17 protein-coding genes are annotated in these 18,275 nt (G+C 46.4%); 4 read left to right on the top strand and 13 right to left on the bottom strand.

Going from position 1 to position 18,275, the window contains the following annotated elements; genetic code table 11:
- Nucleotides 1–6: 6 nt before the first annotated feature.
- From gspL to gspC, 10 genes are read right to left on the bottom strand one after another with little or no spacing between them, the layout of a single operon-like run.
- Complete coding sequence (gene gspL, locus R7070_RS20810; RefSeq protein ID WP_085569730.1) at nt 7–1,209, bottom strand: type II secretion system protein GspL; 1,203 nt, start codon at nt 1,207–1,209, stop codon at nt 7–9.
- Nucleotides 1,178–2,188 carry a type II secretion system minor pseudopilin GspK gene (gene gspK / locus R7070_RS20805; protein ID WP_017820693.1) on the bottom strand — a complete coding sequence of 337 codons (1,011 nt, stop codon included), beginning with the start codon at nt 2,186–2,188 and terminating at the stop codon, nt 1,178–1,180. The genes gspL and gspK overlap by 32 nt, the downstream gene beginning before the upstream one ends.
- Entirely contained in the window at nt 2,181–2,858 is a 678-nt protein-coding gene (gspJ, locus tag R7070_RS20800) for a type II secretion system minor pseudopilin GspJ (RefSeq protein ID WP_017820692.1), read from the bottom strand. Before gspJ ends, gspK begins: the two co-directional genes overlap by 8 nt.
- Nucleotides 2,845–3,234 carry a type II secretion system minor pseudopilin GspI gene (gene gspI / locus R7070_RS20795; protein WP_017820691.1) on the bottom strand — a complete coding sequence of 130 codons (390 nt, stop codon included), beginning with the start codon at nt 3,232–3,234 and terminating at the stop codon, nt 2,845–2,847. The genes gspJ and gspI overlap by 14 nt, the downstream gene beginning before the upstream one ends.
- Nucleotides 3,221–3,820, bottom strand: coding sequence for a prepilin-type N-terminal cleavage/methylation domain-containing protein (locus R7070_RS20790; protein WP_017635010.1), 600 nt, complete (start codon nt 3,818–3,820; stop codon nt 3,221–3,223). The genes gspI and R7070_RS20790 overlap by 14 nt, the downstream gene beginning before the upstream one ends.
- A 29-nt stretch (nt 3,821–3,849) precedes the next feature.
- Nucleotides 3,850–4,293 carry a type II secretion system major pseudopilin GspG gene (gene gspG, locus R7070_RS20785; RefSeq protein ID WP_005379298.1) on the bottom strand — a complete coding sequence of 148 codons (444 nt, stop codon included), beginning with the start codon at nt 4,291–4,293 and terminating at the stop codon, nt 3,850–3,852.
- A 59-nt stretch (nt 4,294–4,352) separates the two neighbouring features.
- Nucleotides 4,353–5,570 carry a type II secretion system inner membrane protein GspF gene (gspF, locus tag R7070_RS20780; RefSeq protein ID WP_005382993.1) on the bottom strand — a complete coding sequence of 406 codons (1,218 nt, stop codon included), beginning with the start codon at nt 5,568–5,570 and terminating at the stop codon, nt 4,353–4,355.
- Nucleotides 5,570–7,072: a type II secretion system ATPase GspE gene (gene gspE / locus R7070_RS20775; protein WP_005379296.1), complete on the bottom strand. Its 1,503-nt coding sequence runs from the start codon at nt 7,070–7,072 to the stop codon at nt 5,570–5,572. The genes gspF and gspE overlap by 1 nt, the downstream gene beginning before the upstream one ends.
- Entirely contained in the window at nt 7,072–9,090 is a 2,019-nt protein-coding gene (gene gspD, locus R7070_RS20770) for a type II secretion system secretin GspD (RefSeq protein WP_005379295.1), read from the bottom strand. The genes gspE and gspD overlap by 1 nt, the downstream gene beginning before the upstream one ends.
- A gap of 36 nt (nt 9,091–9,126) precedes the next feature.
- Nucleotides 9,127–10,053, bottom strand: a complete 927-nt coding sequence (gene gspC, locus R7070_RS20765; protein ID WP_005379294.1) for a type II secretion system protein GspC — start codon at nt 10,051–10,053, stop codon at nt 9,127–9,129.
- A gap of 253 nt (nt 10,054–10,306) precedes the next feature.
- On the opposite strand from gspC, the gene hslR reads away from it, so the two are divergent.
- From hslR to R7070_RS20745, 4 genes are all read left to right on the top strand, one after another.
- The gene (hslR, locus tag R7070_RS20760) at nt 10,307–10,693 is read left to right on the top strand and encodes a ribosome-associated heat shock protein Hsp15 (protein ID WP_005379292.1); all 387 of its coding nucleotides are present in this window, start codon (nt 10,307–10,309) and stop codon (nt 10,691–10,693) included.
- A gap of 31 nt (nt 10,694–10,724) precedes the next feature.
- Nucleotides 10,725–11,600 (top strand): Hsp33 family molecular chaperone HslO, encoded by an 876-nt coding sequence (gene hslO, locus R7070_RS20755; RefSeq protein WP_005379290.1) that lies wholly within the window; start codon nt 10,725–10,727, stop codon nt 11,598–11,600.
- A 336-nt stretch (nt 11,601–11,936) separates the two neighbouring features.
- Nucleotides 11,937–13,565, top strand: a complete 1,629-nt coding sequence (gene pckA / locus R7070_RS20750; RefSeq protein ID WP_017820689.1) for a phosphoenolpyruvate carboxykinase (ATP) — start codon at nt 11,937–11,939, stop codon at nt 13,563–13,565.
- A 190-nt stretch (nt 13,566–13,755) separates the two neighbouring features.
- Complete coding sequence (locus R7070_RS20745; protein WP_256900490.1) at nt 13,756–15,873, top strand: AsmA family protein; 2,118 nt, start codon at nt 13,756–13,758, stop codon at nt 15,871–15,873.
- Here R7070_RS20745 and R7070_RS20740 read toward each other — a convergent pair.
- The 3 genes from R7070_RS20740 to R7070_RS20730 form a co-directional block, all read right to left on the bottom strand.
- Entirely contained in the window at nt 15,859–16,776 is a 918-nt protein-coding gene (locus tag R7070_RS20740; RefSeq protein ID WP_005379283.1) for a bifunctional GNAT family N-acetyltransferase/hotdog fold thioesterase, read from the bottom strand. The two genes, R7070_RS20745 and R7070_RS20740, sit on opposite strands and share 15 nt — an antisense overlap.
- Before the next feature lie 106 nt (nt 16,777–16,882).
- Nucleotides 16,883–17,317, bottom strand: a complete 435-nt coding sequence (gene dtd, locus R7070_RS20735; RefSeq protein WP_005379282.1) for a D-aminoacyl-tRNA deacylase — start codon at nt 17,315–17,317, stop codon at nt 16,883–16,885.
- Nucleotides 17,289–18,233: a virulence factor BrkB family protein gene (locus R7070_RS20730; protein WP_085569732.1), complete on the bottom strand. Its 945-nt coding sequence runs from the start codon at nt 18,231–18,233 to the stop codon at nt 17,289–17,291. Before R7070_RS20730 ends, dtd begins: the two co-directional genes overlap by 29 nt.
- Nucleotides 18,234–18,275 lie beyond the last annotated feature (42 nt).

Here is an 18,275-nt window from a genome sequence, read left to right as displayed (position 1 = left end):
ATCACCTCACAAACGCTTCAAAACAAAGCTGCCAACCACAACGTTATCGCTACGGTTCAACTGACCTTGCTCAACATTAAACTTCTCTGCCAATTTCACACGAGCCTGCTCAAAAGGTTGGAAGTCTGAACTACGAGCCTGAATACGTACTTCGCCACGTTGTCCGTCGTATTTAAAGCTAGTGATCTCCAAGTCACTGACCTGACCAAGCGTCGCGGGTAATGCCGCCAACCATGACAACATTGCCTGCTGACCACTTCCACCAGATAAGCTGCGCTCTTCATCATCCATTTGTCGTTTGAGGTAACTAACGGTAGGAATGCGTCGTTTATTTGGGAACACCTGGCGGAAAATACGCTCACTCTCCTCACGATACGCTTGAGCTTGTGCTTCGTACTTATGGACCACGAGCAACTGCTGCGCAACCATAACGACGATAAGCACCCCCGCAGCAATGGTGGCTTTTTGCCAGAGCTTCCAGTATTTACCCCAAGAAGATTTCGGCTTGAAGCTCCCAGTCAGCAAATTGACTTTGCTTTCTGTCACCCCCTTCGCCAGTAAAGCCATCGTCATTTCTTCTGGTTGCGGATCCCATATTTCAGGTAACGCAGATTCCGGGACCGAGCTAAAGCAATCGAGCTTCCAACCTTCATGATTTTGTAGATAAGAAGAGAGGTAAAGGTCTAACCAAGAAGCGTCGACAACCGCGCCCTCTGTCGCAGAGTGACGAATTAGCCATTGCTCGCCAATCATTGCAGCACTGCTGTGATCTCCACGAACCGGTAACGCAAGCACATCGGGTAAAATGCGTTTAATGGCGATACCTTGGCTTGAGAAACGTTGCAGTACAGTCTGAATCCAAGCACGTTCAACTGCGCAAATCTGCGCTTTATCCGCTTGTTTACCCAACACGCTAAAGTGCAGGCCATCAACGTCCTGAGCAACTTCGTCTTCCACTAAGTACGGTAACATCGCCTCGAATTGGCGTGTTGCACCAGGTGGTATATCCACTTGCGTCAGGACTACATCATTACTCGCCAACAGCGCCACAACTTGGCGCTGACCAGCATATGAGACCAATTCATCTAAGTGTTCCCACCCGGCGATTTCACCGCTAGCAATCACTTCCTGTTGATCTGTCGACCACACCACCCAAGGAATGGTACTTTGTTGTTCGCTACTCAGCCGAACGGTCAGAAACTCGCTCACTGATCCCTCCAAAACGACGGCGAACTACGGTCACCGTTTCTCTATTTGTACTTTGCAAAAGGCTTCGGATACGTACACGTGATTCATCCACCAACACTTGTGCATCCAATTCAAAAAAGGCGCTATCTACACCCAAATAGCCTTTGGCGTTTTTCTTTACATCTTCACTTAAGCCAGCCATTTCTGACTCTGCTAAAAATTCATCAATGCTATCCCACCCATCAAATGGGCGTTTTTCAATTAGCTGAATCGCATCACTACTGCTTAAGTTTGGTGAGAACATTGCCACCAAAATCGGAGCTTGCTCAACATCAATCGTATTCACGTTTAAACGCCAGTCATCACTTGGCAATGCACAGACCAACGGCTCCAATTTTTGGAAAATTTCACCACTCACCTGATAGACAGCCCGTAACTCGGAAGCATCTGCCATCCAACCATTTGATGCCAAATAGGAAGGTTTCATCGCTTCATATGTGCTGTCTTCAACCCCAGTAGTCGAACGGACAGAGTCATCAGCATCAATGTATTCCCAAGTAGAGTCTGCAATGATTTCTGCTTGATATGGCTCGACATCCAACTCTTCTAATATGCGCTGCAATACATTCACTAAATATGGTCTTGTAATTTGCTGACCCGTTGGTTGCACACGACTCAATACATTTAGATTAAAGCACGCTTGCTTGTCTCTAATTCGTCCCGCCGCTTGACCATAATCTAACGGATAGACTTGCTCTTTTATCGCCCACGGTTGACTCATATTAATCGTATCGGTGTCTTTATAACTTTGTTCGATACCCACTTTTGCTAGCGCCTCGACGCCAAGGCTGTACCAGTACGCTTGCTGGTAATTGATTTGATTAGCGCCTCGCTGAAACTGCAAGAACAAACGTTCCGACATGCTGGCGGCAACCGTCGCCATAATCGCCAGCAACATCAACACTATAATCAAAGCAACACCGCGCTGACGGTTAACCATTATTGCTGTCTCCTGAACTTTCCTCTTTCTGACTCAATGTGCCATCAGGAGTGAGATAAGTGCGGGTAATTTCTCCATAGTCTTTGAGAGTTAGAACAACAGAAACCGCTTTCGGCAGCGCTTTTTCTTCAGCCCACTCTTTTTTCCATTGCTTACCATCATAGAAACGCATATCAAATGACTCGACCTGCGTTAGCAATGGAGTAACAGTACCTTGTTGCCCAACCGGCGTATCAGGATAGCGCCACCATACTCGCTGCAGTGTTTCTTCTTTTAAGCGATAGCCAACCTTGGTTACTTCTCCACGAGGGAACTGCTGCTGAGGGTTGTGCCAACCTAAACGGGCAAACATCAGTCCTTTGGTATCGGAGTCCAACAGGTAATCGGACCAAAAAATTAGCCGGCTAGCAGGCTCTTCACCATTAGTACGTGTTTGACGCATCGCCATTTGACGAAAATCGTTATCCATCATCACCATGGCACGCTGAATTTCGTTTAAGCGTTGGGTTCGTTCTTGTGATAGCGCATTGCTACGCTGTACTTGCGATACCACTTGGTACGCAGCGACACTTAAACTGGCAAAGATGGCAATCGATACCAACACTTCAATAAGTGTAAAACCTTTTACCCTTTGGCGCGTATTTGCGCGGGGATTATTATTGCGCCACATAGCTTCGTACCGTTACTACAGGGCTCGCGCTTTTCTCTACCGAGACGCTCACATCAAATGCTTTCAGCAATGGCTGCGTCGTGGCGACTGGCGTGACTTTCCAGAACCAAGTGCGTCCTGCCAGCTCTTCTGTGCCGTTTTTCGCTTTGAGTTCTCCGGTATTCAACATCACATTTGCCATCTGATTATCCACAACCATGGCTGCAAACATTTTTTCTTCTAAATAACTGATTGTATTAATATGCTGGCTCACGGAGCGAATGACACTGATGGCAGCGGTGGCGAAAATTGCCAGTGCGACCAATACTTCCAGTAAGGTCATGCCTCTCGTCCGGCGATGACTCAAATTTGGGTGAGCTTGCTTAAAATTGCGCATTCTCATCCTCTTTCACTTCTTCGCCCGGAGCTAATAACAAAATTTGTCCACTTTCTTTGCCAATGACTCGCCAACCGTCATTAAAGGCATCACCATTTTGCGGAAAAAAAGACAGGGTAAATGGCGTGACTTCGGCGCTGGAAAATATAAACACTTGCGGTGGCTCAATTTTCTTTTCGTCCTCTTCTTCTGCGAACATGTCTTCATCAAAAAGAGAACCTGGTTTGAATAAGCGCTCATCATTATCCCAAGCACCACCTCCGAGCTCGAGTTGTAGCGTAATATCTTCTTCTAGCTTGGTTTTGCTCGGAATCTGCTTTAATTTCAGAGGCTGCCAACCTTCTGAGGTTAAACTCAGTAGAGCGTAGGTCGATTTGGCATCATCCACTCGAACGCCAAAATCTTTACCGCTCAGCACCGCTTCTTCATTGAGCAGCTGTAAACGCTGAAAAAAGCTTTGAGCATACTGTTTGGAAAGATCTTTTTGGCTAGTCGGTAACGTCGAGATCACGGCCACAGCCGTAAGAGATAGCAAAACCAGCACCAATAGAATTTCTATCAATGTAAAACCGTTATGTTTTCGCATTTGTTTCATTAGTGCTGGCTTAGGCTCAATTATTGGAAGTCTTGCATGTTCCAGTTGCCAATATCTGCAGCTGGACCTTCTCCACCCTCTTGGCCATCTGCGCCTAGAGTGAAGATATCGATTGTACCGTTATCACCTGGGCTTAAGTATTGGTACTGGTTGCCCCAAGGGTCATTAGGAAGACGTTTGATGTAACCACCATCACGGTAGTTGCGTGGCTCTGGGTTAGATGGCTTGCTAACCAATGCTTCTAGACCTTGGTCCGTTGTTGGATAAACGCTATTGTCCAACTTGTACATATCTAAGGCATTTTCCAACGCGACAATGTCCGTAATCGCTTTTTGTTGGTCTGCCTTCTCTTTGTTACCCAATAGGTTTGGAACAACAAAACTTGCCAAAATACCCAGGATAACGACAACAACCATCACTTCTAAAAGTGTAAAACCCTGTTGTTTACTACGCTTAAACTTCATTTTTTTCTCCGAAAGTTAGATTAAAGCCATGCCGTTAGTAGACACGTCTTAATTCGAAATTATCCGCTCATCAAGTTATTCATTTCTAGCATTGGCATCAAGGTCGCCATCACAATGAACAACACTAATCCAGCCATTAATGCAATCAGCGCAGGAGTAAACACACCCAGAGCAATATTGACTGTTGATTCAAAGTTTTGATCTTGGTTATCGGCTGCCCGCGTCAACATGCTCTCTAATTCACCACTTTGCTCACCACTGGCGATCATGTGTAGCATCATTGGTGGAAACAAGCGAGTTTGGTCCAACGCCTTACGCAAACTAGCGCCCTCTCGGACGTTATCCGCTGCAAGCAAGACTTGCTGCTTCACATAACGGTTAGACATAACATCTACCGCAACGCGCATACCCTCGAGAATTGGAATAGCACTGGAAGTACAGATCGAAAGTGTTCGTGCGAATCGTGCGGTATTCAAACCTCGAGAGATCTTACCTATTAGCGGTAAGCTCAAGATTTTTCTGTCCCAAGCTAAGCGAAAGTCTGGCTTTTGCAACGCCAGTTTGAGGCCATAGAAAAGCGCCACCAGCACAACGAAAATAATCAGCCCCCAATCTTGCACAAACTCACTGGCTGCCAGTAAAAATTGCGTCGATTGAGGTAACTCTTGGCCCATCTGAATGATGGGTTCAATGATTTTAGGAACCACTGTCGCCAATAAGAACGAAACGATGACAACCGCGAATACCACCAAAACTACAGGATAAATCATGGCTTGAAGCAATTTAGATCGCATCTTTTGGCGGTTTTCGACATAGTCTGCCAAACGCTCTAATACGGTATCGAGGTGACCTGATTTTTCGCCCGCCGCAACCATAGAGCGGTACAGTTCATCAAACACGTGTGGGTAATCAGCAAAACTGTCGGCGAGCGGATAACCCTCGGTTACTTTCGAGCGAACCGCAGCCAGCATAGAACGAATTCTCGGCTTTTCAGCCTGCTCAGAGACCGCGCGCAAACATTCTTCCAGAGGCATGCCTGATTGGACTAACGTGGACAATTGACGTGTGATGAGTGCCAGCTCAGATGTTGAGATGCCGCGCTTAAAGCTGACTGAGCCTGAAGACTTAGCCGATTTAGCTTTCGTCTCAACCACTTCAATCGGGATCATCCCTTGCTCTTTGAGTCGCTGGCGCACTTGTCGGGCGTTGTCCCCTTCTATCGTGCCTTTTTTATGCTTGCCTTTTGCATCTAGCGCTTTGTACTCAAATGCCGCCATTAGGTTTCCTTCGTCACTCGCATCACTTCTTCAAGTGACGTAATACCACGACGTACTTTGCTTAGACCATCACTGCGAATACTTGGCGTATGGGCGCGAACGGCTCTCTCAATTTCTTGCTCACCAGACTCTCGGTGAATCAATTCTTGCACTTGCTCATCGACCATAATGAGCTCGTGGATACCTGTTCGACCTCGGTAACCTTTTTGGTTACACGCTTCGCAGCCTTTAGCACGGTGTAGCTCTAGTGGTTCATGCGCTTCCATACCAAACAGTTTCTTCTGTTCAGCATCGGCTTCATACGGCTCTTTACAGCTTGGACAAAGCGTTCGAACTAAGCGCTGCGCTAGCACCCCTAATAACGAAGAAGAAATAAGGAATGGCTCAATACCCATATCACGTAGACGCGTAATCGCACCCACTGCGGTGTTGGTGTGGAGAGTAGACATTACCAAGTGACCCGTTAAGGACGCTTGCACTGCAATTTGTGCAGTTTCTAAGTCACGGATCTCACCGACCATCACCACATCCGGGTCCTGACGCAGAATGGCACGCAAACCACGCGCAAAAGTCATGTCGACCTTTGGGTTCACCTGAGTTTGACCGATGCCATCAATATCAAATTCGATCGGGTCTTCAACCGTTAGAATGTTGCGCTCGTTGCTATTGATCTCTTGCAAGCCAGCGTACAAGGTGGTGGATTTACCAGAACCTGTCGGGCCCGTCACCAAGATGATACCGTGAGGGCGGCCAATCAAGTGACGGAAGTTGTCATGCACTGAAGGTGTCATGCCCAAACTATGTAAATCAAGACGAGTCGCGTTTTTATCCAACAAACGCATTACCACGCGCTCACCATGTGAGGACGGCATCGTAGATACACGCACGTCCACCGCACGACCACCGATACGCAACGAAATACGGCCATCTTGAGGCACACGCTTTTCTGCGATATCTAGTTTAGCCATAACCTTCACACGAGAAACTAGCAAAGGCGCTAGCTTACGGCTTGGAGTCAGGACTTCACGCAATACGCCATCGACACGGAAACGAATCGAAAGGGTTTTCTCGAACGTCTCAATATGAATATCCGACGCACCTTCTTTGATCGCTTCGCCCAACATGGCGTTGATCAATTTGATGATTGGCGCATCGTCTTCCGATTCTAATAAGTCTTCATCATGCGGCAGTTCTTCAGCCAAAGAGAAGAAATCATCGCTATCAGCACCAATATCTTCCATCAACTGACGCGCTTCAGACGAGTCGCGTTGATATGCTTCAGTCAGCTTTTTATCAAAGGCTTCTTTATCGATAGGTTGCGGTACGAAGCTTTTCTTTAATACACGACGGACTTCAACCAGAGCCGCAGGGTTAAGCGGCTCGACATAGTAAAGAATAGGTGGACGCTCAGGATGCTCTGTCTCCAGCACCAGTTTAAAGCGGTTGGCAAAACTGAATGGCAGACGACGCATACTTGGCGCTGTGTCTAACATATCAACCATTAGTTGTTTTCCATTTGATCAATAAACGCTTGAATCTCTGTTGGGTGCTGACGCTCCTGGCCAAAGGCAGGCATAACCGGGATCTTCTCGTCAGCCATCAACTTCAAACCTTGATCCGCTTTGTAAAGCTGTTCTGCGCGAATAAAGTTGTATTTACGCTGCGTAATACCGTCGGCCGTCACACCATCGCGAATAATCGTCGGCTTGATGAACACCATCAAGTTACGTTTTTCTGTTTGCGTGCTAGTTGACTTGAACAGATGGCCAAGTACCGGAATGTCACCCAATAGCGGCACTTTAGACTCACTTTCAAGTGCGCGTTCATCGACCAAACCACCAAGAACCAACATCTGACCATCTTGGATCATGACAGAGGTGTTTAACTGTCGTTTAGCAAAGCGAACGTCAACCGCACCGTTTGCGCCTAATACGTTGGAAACTTCTTGTTCAATGTTTAACTGTACAGAGTCACCTTCGTTAATTTGTGGCACTACTTTGAGTTTGATACCGACTTCTTTACGGTCAACCGTTTGGAATGGGTTGTCGTTGTTTGAGCCAGCCGTAGAGCCCGTAATAACCGGAACCTCTTCACCCACAATAAATGATGCTTCGCCATTATCCATTACGGTAATACTCGGAGAAGATAGAATGTTTGAGTTGGAGTCAGAAGCAACAGCACTAATTAGCGCTGTCCAGTCACCCATGACAATACTCATTGCCGCACCATTTACTCCGCTAAGTGCTGACGCTAGCGTAGAGTAGTCACCTGATTCAGTAACATCATATGGCGTTCGTTCGCCATTAGAGTTGGTATAGTATTCAGTTCGGGTTTGATCTTTTGCTTCTTCTAGACCAACCATCACCTGACCAATCGGGGCTCCTGAGTTACCGTACTGAATTACAGCACCCGTTTCTAACGAACCCCACTGAACACCTAGGTTAATACCATCACCTTCAGACATTTCGACAATTAACGCTTCAATAAGAACCTGAGCACGACGAATATCGAGTTGAGAAATGACGTCTTGTAATGCCATCATAATATCTGGCGGCGCTGTTAAAACTAACGAGTTAGTTGCAGCGTGAGCAGCAATGACGACCTCACCACGCGATGCACCTGATGTTTTCTGACCGGCTTGCTTTTCAGCTTGCAGGTTATCGGAAACACCTTTCAATACATCCACCAAGTCTTCAGCTTTCGCATTTTTCAGGTACACAACTCGGTTGTTACCTTTTGTCGCCATTTCAACATCAAGTTGACGAATCAAACGTTTCAAGCGGGCTCTTACTTTTGGATCACCAGAAATTAAAATCGCGTTAGTACGTTCATCGGCCACAATTTTAGGTTCAAGGAACTCTGGCGTGCTTTTCTGATTCGCACTTTTATTCAGTGCTTCGACAATGCGTACCATTTCAGCAGCAGATGCATTACGCAGCTCCACCAATTCAATTTCTTTATCACCGGCTTGGTCAACACGCTTGATGATCTCTGCTAAGCGATTCACTACTGCCGCACGACCAGTAATCAAGATAATATTCGCTGGATCATAATGAACCACGTTACCGGCACCGGCATTATCAATCAGCTGACGAAGTAGAGGAGACAACTCTCGAACCGACACATTACGCACCGCGACAACTCGAGTGATAACACTATCGCCTTGCGCGCTGCCATCACCTAACACAGGGATTGCTGAGGTTTTTGAGTCTTTTGCTTTGATAACCTTAAGTACCCCATTGTCCATTTCTACGACTGCGTAACCGTATACTTCAAGGACATTAAGGAAAAAGCTGTAGTATTGCTCTTCGTTAAGAACGTCATAGCTGCGGACATCGATTTTACCGCGTACTGAAGGATCAACAATGATGGTCTTTTCGAGGTTACGACCCACTATGTTGATGAATTCTTGAATATCAGTGCCTTTAAAGCTCGCACTAAATTCGTTTGCCATTGCACCTGGTACGCAGAGTAAACTTCCTGCTAGTAGCCAAGCACTTTTGCTGAACCAATGTTTCACGTATGTCTCCCTGAACTTACGCCGGTTGCCTAAGTCTTACAATTGGATATAGATATCGTACTGTTGGCCGTCTCGCTCAACAGTTAAATTTAATTCTTGCGGATCGCTCATCACTTGCATCAGTTGTACTGAAGAAGACGGGTCACTTAAATCGATCCCGTTCAGTTGAACCGCAATATCGCCAGGTTGTAGCCCTACATCATTAAATAATGCGGCATCACGACCAGGTGATACTCGATAGCCAACAATGTCTCCGTCTTTTTTGACGGGTGAAATGGTGATGTATTTAAAAACGCTTTGTGGATCTTTCGCAATTTCCTCGCGGATTTGCTCTAATTTCTCTCCAACGTCAGACGTCGCTGCTTCTGCTCGCTGAGCTTGCGCCCTAGCTACCTGCGGCGATTCAGATAGCTTCTTATATTCTATACCTTCCATCATTAAGGTCTCGTCTCGACCTTGGTTATCAATGATGACGCGATCCACCAATACCGCTTTTAGTGTCGCACGTGTCCCTTCGATTTCTTCACCCAAACCGTACGTAGCTTGCTTACCTCGGTTAGCAATAACAGCAAGGCTGGTGTTGGCATCACTACTTGCAACCGCACCGACCAGCGTAAGGTTAAGGCGCGTCTTAGGGGCGTCTTTAACAATAGGCTGTTCTACAACCGCCGCTTTTTGCTCAGTGTATTTACCGAATAGGTTGGCATTCTGAAGGGCATTAAAATCTATCGCGTCGCCTTTATTGCTCGCAGCAACGCTACTCGCCGATGGACGCCATTGCGGCACTTCCGACGATTGAGGTATGGCTAACCACACAATTTTGCCAAGTATCCATCCGGTTATCGCAATAAACAGACAGGTAAGCAACAAGCTAAGTTTGGCTTGAATGGTATAATGATTGGACTTGATCTGAGCCAGTAGCGGTCTGCTTGATAATCCTGCACTTAGCTCTAAACGTTTCACTGAATGGATTCCTTTATTCTAACGTCCGTCATTTAAGCTATAACGATAGCTATCGACTTTAAATTGCTAAATTTGCAATAAAATTATTACTCAACAAAGAGCAGTGAACTATATCACAAGTTGTCTTTCATACCTTTTTCTTATGCAGTTTTTGCCAACTCCCTTGAAAAAAATACGCCTTGACTCCATCTGTAGGTGAATAATCCATCACTCATTGCCGTATTCGGGCAGTGATTAGATAGCGTAGTGTTCTATGAGTTCCCTAAATGAAGCCGTTAGGCTAGATAAATGGCTATGGGCCGCAAGATTTTACAAAACCCGCTCCATCGCGCGTAACATGGTCGATGGCGGTAAAGTCCACTATAATGGCCAACGAAGCAAGCCGAGTAAAATCGTTGAAGTGGGCGCTGAAGTCAGACTTCGTCAAGGCAACGAAGAAAAAATCGTGATCATCGAACAAATCTCAGATCAACGCCGAGGCGCTCCCATCGCACAAACCTTATATCGCGAAACCAATGAGAGTATCGCGAAACGTGAGGAACACGCGACTCAACGTAAGCTTAATGCCCACAACCCAAGTCCGGAACGCCGCCCAGATAAAAAGCAGCGCAGAGACATCATTAAGTTCAAACACCAATAAAAGCCGGAATTACCAACGAGGAAAGCACTCCATGGCAAATAATGTTTTAAACCGCTACCTATTCGAAGATCTTTCAGTACGTGGCGAGTTGGTACAATTGGATGAAGCGTACCAACGTGTTATCTCCAGCAAGGAATATCCGGCAGCAATAGAGAAACTGCTGGGTGAGCTACTCGTTTCAACTACTCTTTTAACTGCCACTCTTAAGTTCGAAGGTTCGATCACCATCCAGCTACAAGGCGACGGTCCTGTGTCTCTTGCCGTTATCAACGGTGACCATAACCAACGTGTTCGTGGCGTAGCTCGCTGGGAAGGCGATGTTGCCGATGACGCAAACATTCACGATCTAATGGGTAAGGGCTACCTTGTGATCACCATCGAACCGAAAAACGGCGAGCGTTACCAAGGCGTCGTTGGATTAGAAGGTGACACTTTAGCAGAAGTGCTAGAAGGCTACTTTGCAAACTCAGAGCAGTTAAAAACGCGCCTATGGATCCGCACTGGTGAGCATGAAGGCAAAGCACACGCAGCAGGTATGTTGATTCAAGTGATCCCTGACGGCACTGGCTCTCCAGATGATTTCGAACATCTAGAGCAGCTCACTGATACAGTAAAAGATGAAGAATTGTTTGGTTTAGAAGCGAACGAGTTATTGTATCGACTATATAACCAAGACAAAGTACGTCTGTACGAGCCGCAACCTGTCGAGTTCCATTGTGGCTGTTCTCGTGAGCGTAGCGGTGCAGCAATCATCACCGTTGAGAAAGCTGAAATTTATGACATTTTGGCAGAAGTTGGATCAGTTTCTTTACATTGTGATTACTGTGGCACAACTTATACGTTCGACGAATCTGAAGTCACTGAACTGTATGCACAAGCTTCTACAGACAAGAAAACCCTGCATTAATTTACATAGCTTATCAAGCACGTAATTTACCCTACAAAAGGCCAGCTTAATGCTGGCCTTTTTGTGATCAACCCCTCGTAATAACTAGCCTCAAGCGTAATAAAACAACTGCTTAATTTTAAACAATTAATAATGATTTTGCCCTAGCGCAAAGGATTGCGTGCACGATAGACTATTCCCACCAATATGTGACGGGTTACCTAAAACCTTATTGAAATCATGGGTAAATTTTGAGCTATCTCCCTGTTTTCTCCCCGCCCCGTTGCTAGCATGGTGAGCAGATTAAAATTAAAACATTCTTACAAAATCCCTACAAAATCCTTATAAGGAGCACCTATGACCGTTATGGAACATACTAAGGCTGCAACACTTGATCTAACCAAGCACGGACTGCATAACGTAAAAGAGGTTATTCGCAACCCAAGCTACGAAATGTTGTTTGAGGAAGAAACGCGTGAAGACCTAACCGGTTATGAGCGCGGCGTGGTTACTGAACTAGGTGCGGTTGCCGTTGACACTGGCATCTTTACTGGTCGCTCACCAAAAGATAAATATATCGTCAAAGACGCTACGACAGAAGAACATATGTGGTGGACGTCTGATCAAGTGAAAAATGATAACAAACCAATCACTCCTGAAGTGTGGGACGAGCTAAAAGAACTGGTCACAAACCAGCTTTCTAACAAACGCTTGTTTGTTGTTGACGGTTACTGTGGTGCAAACCCAGATACACGTTTGAGCATTCGTGTTATCACAGAAGTCGCATGGCAAGCGCACTTCGTTAAAAACATGTTTATTCGCCCGACAGAAGAAGAGTTAGCGACATTTGAACCAGACTTCGTAGTAATGAATGGCGCAAAATGCACTAATCCAAAATGGGAAGAGCAAGGCCTGAACTCAGAAAACTTCACCGTATTTAACCTAACTGAGCGCATGCAACTTATCGGTGGTACTTGGTACGGCGGTGAAATGAAGAAAGGTATGTTCGCCATGATGAACTACTTCCTTCCACTAAAAGACATCGCATCAATGCACTGTAGCGCTAACATGGGCAAAGATGGCGATGTAGCGGTATTCTTCGGTCTATCTGGTACGGGTAAAACGACCCTGTCGACTGATCCTAAACGTGCGCTAATTGGTGATGATGAGCACGGCTGGGATGATGACGGTGTCTTCAACTTCGAAGGTGGTTGTTACGCAAAAACCATCAAACTTTCGAAAGAAGCGGAGCCGGACATCTACAACGCAATTCGTCGTGATGCACTGCTAGAAAACGTAACAGTACGTGGCGATGGCTCTATCGACTTTGATGATGGTTCGAAAACAGAAAACACACGTGTTTCTTACCCTATCTACCATATCGATAATATCGTTAAGCCAGTATCAAAAGGCGGTCACGCGAATAAAGTGATCTTCCTATCAGCCGATGCATTTGGCGTACTGCCTCCAGTATCTAAATTGACACCCGAGCAAACTAAGTACCACTTCCTATCAGGCTTTACCGCCAAACTAGCGGGAACAGAGCGCGGTATTACTGAGCCAACACCAACTTTCTCTGCTTGTTTCGGCGCGGCGTTCCTAACGCTTCACCCAACTAAATACGCAGAAGTACTGGTTAAACGCATGGAAGCAGCGGGCGCTGAGGCTTACCTAGTGAATACTGGTTGGAACGGCACTGGCAAACGTATCTCTATTCAAGATACACGCGGAATTATTGATGCAATTCTTGATGGTTCGATTGAAGATGCACCAACTAAGCACATTCCTATCTTCAATCTTGAAGTACCAACGTCACTACCAGGTGTGGATCCAAGCATTCTAGACCCTCGCGACACGTACGTTGACCCACTTCAGTGGGAAAGCAAAGCGAAAGATTTAGCAGCGCGCTTTATCAATAACTTTGATAAGTACACAGACAACGCTGAAGGTAAATCTCTGGTTGCGGCTGGTCCTCAGATTGATTAAATCGAGTAACAGCGACGTCGCGTAAACTCAGTGAAAAGTTGGCATTAACTTATCACCTTTACGTAGGCCAAGTTACAAAAATTGCTTCAAGCCCCTCTTTTGAGGGGCTTTTTATTGAATACCACAGAATATTGATACAAGCTAAAGCCTATCTAGTTTTATTTAATAACACACGTAGGTTCTAGCAAAGATGAAAACAGCGCGTCGAGTTCTACTTCTGTTACTGGTTATCTTAGTTACCATTCCGGCCGCTACGATTGCGCTGCTAACAACATCTTACGCGGACGCAACCTGGCGCTTGCTGTCAAACACCTTTTCTCTTCCCTTCCGGGCCGAAAGCGTGCGTTATGGCTTTCCCTATCACCTAACTTTACAACGCGTGAACACCAGCGGAGACAATGCGTCTTACATCGAGCAAGTCGATTTATGGATGAATCCCGATGTTTATCGCGATGGTAAATGGATCGTTGATAGTTTATTGATTGATGGTATGAGCTTGCAGTATGGCGCACCAAAGCTCCCACCTTTAGACAACGTTTTATTCCATCAAATCGCGCTCAAAAATATTGATTACGCCGACGAGCAGTTCTCTGCCAATGGCATTGACCTTCAAATTCAATCACCACAATGGAATGGTCAATTAATACCATATGGCGAAGTTCAACTTGCGGCCGACCAACTCTATTGGAATGGCGAAGCCTTTAATCAAGTCTTAGTCGATATAGACTACAAACCGCAAGACAGTACGCTTTATGGCACCTCTTTTAACTGGCGTAACAGTCAAATATCTGGGCAAGGGGAGCAGTATCCTCAAGGCTGGTCTTTAGTAAATGTGACCATCAACAAGCTGAAACTGAGTAATACGCAGCGCCAATCACTGCTTGCAAAACCTTGGCACGATCTACCATTTAGCATTAATCATATTAATAGCTTAGATTTGCTTAACGCCGATATTGAATGGGGCGACTGGCACTGGCAGAACTTGGATCTTTCTGTGGAAAACGCCACACTGCCACTGTCTCTCTGGAAGACAAAAGCTCAAGTGTCATTGCAGGCGGATAGCGTTCGATTCCAGCAGCAAACCGCAATAGAGCCACGTTTGAGTGCCGCTATCGAGCCAGGAACAATCCAGCTCAACGAGCTCAGCTTAGATTGGCAGCAAGGTCGAGTGCAAGTTTCTGGATTGTTCACGCCAACACAATGGAAGCTCAAAGAAGCCTCTATTCAAGGCCTCAAGTGGGCAACACAGCCAGAAGACAACCTAAATTGGTGGCACGCCGCCACCAGCGAGTTAGAGCATGTTGCAATCGAACGACTCGACATTGAGCGCAGCCAAATTATCCAGCTATCTCACGAACCTTATTGGCAACTTTCCGGTTTAAATATCGAAGGGCAACAGCTTGATATTAAACAGTCGGCTCAACGTTGGGGCCTTTGGCAAGGCGAATTGGAAGTCAGCGTTGTCAACGCCAGCTATGACCAAATACTCACGTCTCACGCAGCACTTGCCATGCAAAGCAAAGATGGCTTTTGGCAATTGACTCGCCTTTTTGCGCCACTCGAGCAAGGCTACGTAGAAGGCATCGGACAAATAGATTTGAGTACCCCGAGCCAACCTTGGGCGCTCAACGTCAATGCTGATGGTATTCCCTTATCGCTCTTCCACGATTATTTTTTACCCGACACACTGGCTATTGATGGTTTTTCCGATCTCAGCCTCGATCTACAAGGGTTATCAGGTGATCGCAACATGCTGGCCTACAGCTTATCGGGTGAAGTGGAAGCCAATCTCCGAGATACCCGCTTGAAGTCCCAAGCGGATCATTCGCTCAAAGCCATTACCTTAAGTCCACTGCGTTTAAGCGCGCAACGAGGGGAAGTTGCCATAAAGCCGGTCACCATCTCAGGAAAAGCCATAAGTGGTAAGGTTTGGGGAACATTTGATATGGCCAACAACCCGCTAAGTGGCATTACTTATCAATTGGAAGAGTCGTGCGGAAACATTGAAGGCGATCTACTAAGTGGCGAAACCCACCGTAATGAGTGCGTGAACGCATCAAAACTGGCCGAGCCTACTGATATTGAGACTCCACAGAAAAATGAACCTTCCATCGAGCAGCCAATCGTAATTGATAACATCAATTTGGAGACTCAAGAGGAAGAGCTTTACGAAGAAGTTATCGAAGAAGATGAAGTACCCGACACGAATTCCGCAGCAGAACAAACCCTCTCACCGACAGAGCAAGAAGGTGAAACAGATAAGCGCCCAGCAGATCAGTCGGCGCTTACCCCATCAGCAACTGAGTAACTGCGAGTAGTTCGGTATCAGCATATAGGTACCGACAAAATCAACAGCTGGCGTGTCACCACTATAAATCACTACGTGAATAACGATGCGTGCTTTGCGTCCCGACTCCAATCGGTCTAGGTCACCACTGATCCCATCCAACGAAGTACTCGCCACGGGGTTTTGTTCGACTGGTTGACGATAGCGAATCGAGCTGTCGGCCAACACAATATCACCGTGCAGCCCACGCTCTTTAAGCAGCAGCCACGTCATCCCCCACCCTGTCAGGGTTGCTAAGGTAAAAGCTGACCCAGCGAACATGGTGTTATGCGGATTAAGGTTAGGATTAAGCTGCGCACAGCATTCAAACTGGTAACCCGTGTACTGGTTAATCTTGATCCCCATTTTGTCGCTAATTGGGATTTGTTGCTCCCAGCGCTGTTGAAGCTCAGTACACCATTCAGGGCGACGTAACACATTGGCCATCGGATCCAGTTGCTTCACCATTTGCTGATGGCGCACAGGGCCACGCTCATCGGTCAGCTCACCTCGACGCTCAAAGCCATTTTTTTCATAAAAGGCGATGGCATCTTCACGGGCATTACACACCAAGCGTTTCGCTCCTTCCTGGCGTGCTAACGACTCTAGTGCAACCAAAACCAGCGAACCCATCCCTTTGCTACGGCGATTATTTTTAACCGCCATATAGCGGATCTGGCCATCATTGTCCGGCGTAATGTATAAACGGCCAATCGCCATAGGACGACCTCGACCATCAACAATCATGCGGTGATGACTCATTTCGTCGTATTCATCGCGCTCTGAGCCGATCGGCATACGCCATGGCTCACGAAGCAGTTGCCAGCGAAACTGATAATACTTGTTTATCTGATTATCGGTTTTGGGAGTAATGAGTTTGAACATATCAATCCTTTGAAAGCACAACACTAATCAGTGTCGGAAAAATTACTCCAAGCCAATTCCATGAGCTTGGAGTTAAAGCTTAGACTATGGCGCCTGTGTTACCAGATTAGACCTGCAACCAAAACGTCACAGGACCGTCATTCACCAAGGACACTTTCATATCGGCAGCGAAGCGGCCACGCTGTGTGGGTAAGACTTCTTCACACAAGTCAGAAAAGTAATCATACAAGCGCTCTGCATCAACAGGATGCGCACCGCGAGAAAAGCCAGCTCGCGTGCCTTTTTTTGTATCCGCAGGCAGCGTAAATTGAGAAACCACCAGCACTTTACCTTCCACCTGTTTAACGTTCAGGTTCATCTTGCCTTCGTCATCTTCGAACACACGGTAGGTTGTAACACGCTCCATTAAACGCTTTGCTTTAGCTTCATCGTCGTCCTTCTCTACGCCCAATAAGACCAGCAGACCACGATCAATTTCTCCTACGACTTCACCATCCACGCGGACGGCCGCTTCACTGACTCGTTGAATTAGCGCTATCACTACTCTCGCTTCCTTCATCTGTTAACTGAGATTCAGCGGTCGAGTGTATCATGTCTAAATCTTCACTCCAGTGCTCTCGCTCACCAAGCGCAGCCGTAACTTCCGCCCCCAATAACACGATCATCCAGCATAAATACACCCAAACAAATAAGATAGGAATCGCCGCTAACGCGCCGTAGATGAGCTGATAAGACGGAAACTGAGTGATGTAAAGCGCAAAGCCTTTTTTACTCAACTCGAACAGTATCGCGGCGACTGTTGCCCCCATGGCACCATGAGCGAGGTGTACTTTTTTATTCGGCACTAGAATATACAAGCCAAGAAAAGCAAAAAAGGACAGCAACAACGGTAGCCAACGCAGAAATAAATTAAACGCACCAGATAATGTCTCGTTCTCTAAAATTTGCAGCGAAGTCACGTACGACGTCGCCGCAATACTCGCACCGACCATGATCGGCCCTAACGTGAGTACCATCCAATACATAGAGAATGAAAAGACTAAACGGCGCTTGTCTTTAACTCGCCAAATGTAGTTTAAGTTCTTATCAATGTTGGAAATCAGCATGACCGCTGCGATGAATAAAAACCCACCGCCAACCGCGCTCATTTTGCCCGTATTCGCCACAAATTCCTGTAATGCCGTATGTACAGCTTCTCCAGAAGCTGGCACAAAATTCTCAATAATGTAGCCTTGCAGCACCTCACCAACGTTCGCAAAAACGGGAAATTTCGACAATATTGATAACAATACCGTCAGCATTGGCACGATGGATAACAAGGTAATGTAGGCAAGATAGCCCGCGTTCACATTCACACGGTCATGCGTTAATCGCTTAAGAAGATACTTAAAAAACGCGACGCAACTTGGCAGTAGATTGATTAATCTCGCCTTGTAACTCTCTGATAACTGGTTCATAGTTCATCCCATAATTAGCGCCGAGGACATAAGAATGCCTTA

The organism is Vibrio sp. 1557 (genome assembly GCF_033340175.1).
GTDB lineage: Bacteria > Pseudomonadota > Gammaproteobacteria > Enterobacterales > Vibrionaceae > Vibrio > Vibrio alginolyticus.
This window is presented reverse-complemented; position numbering and strand designations above follow the sequence as displayed.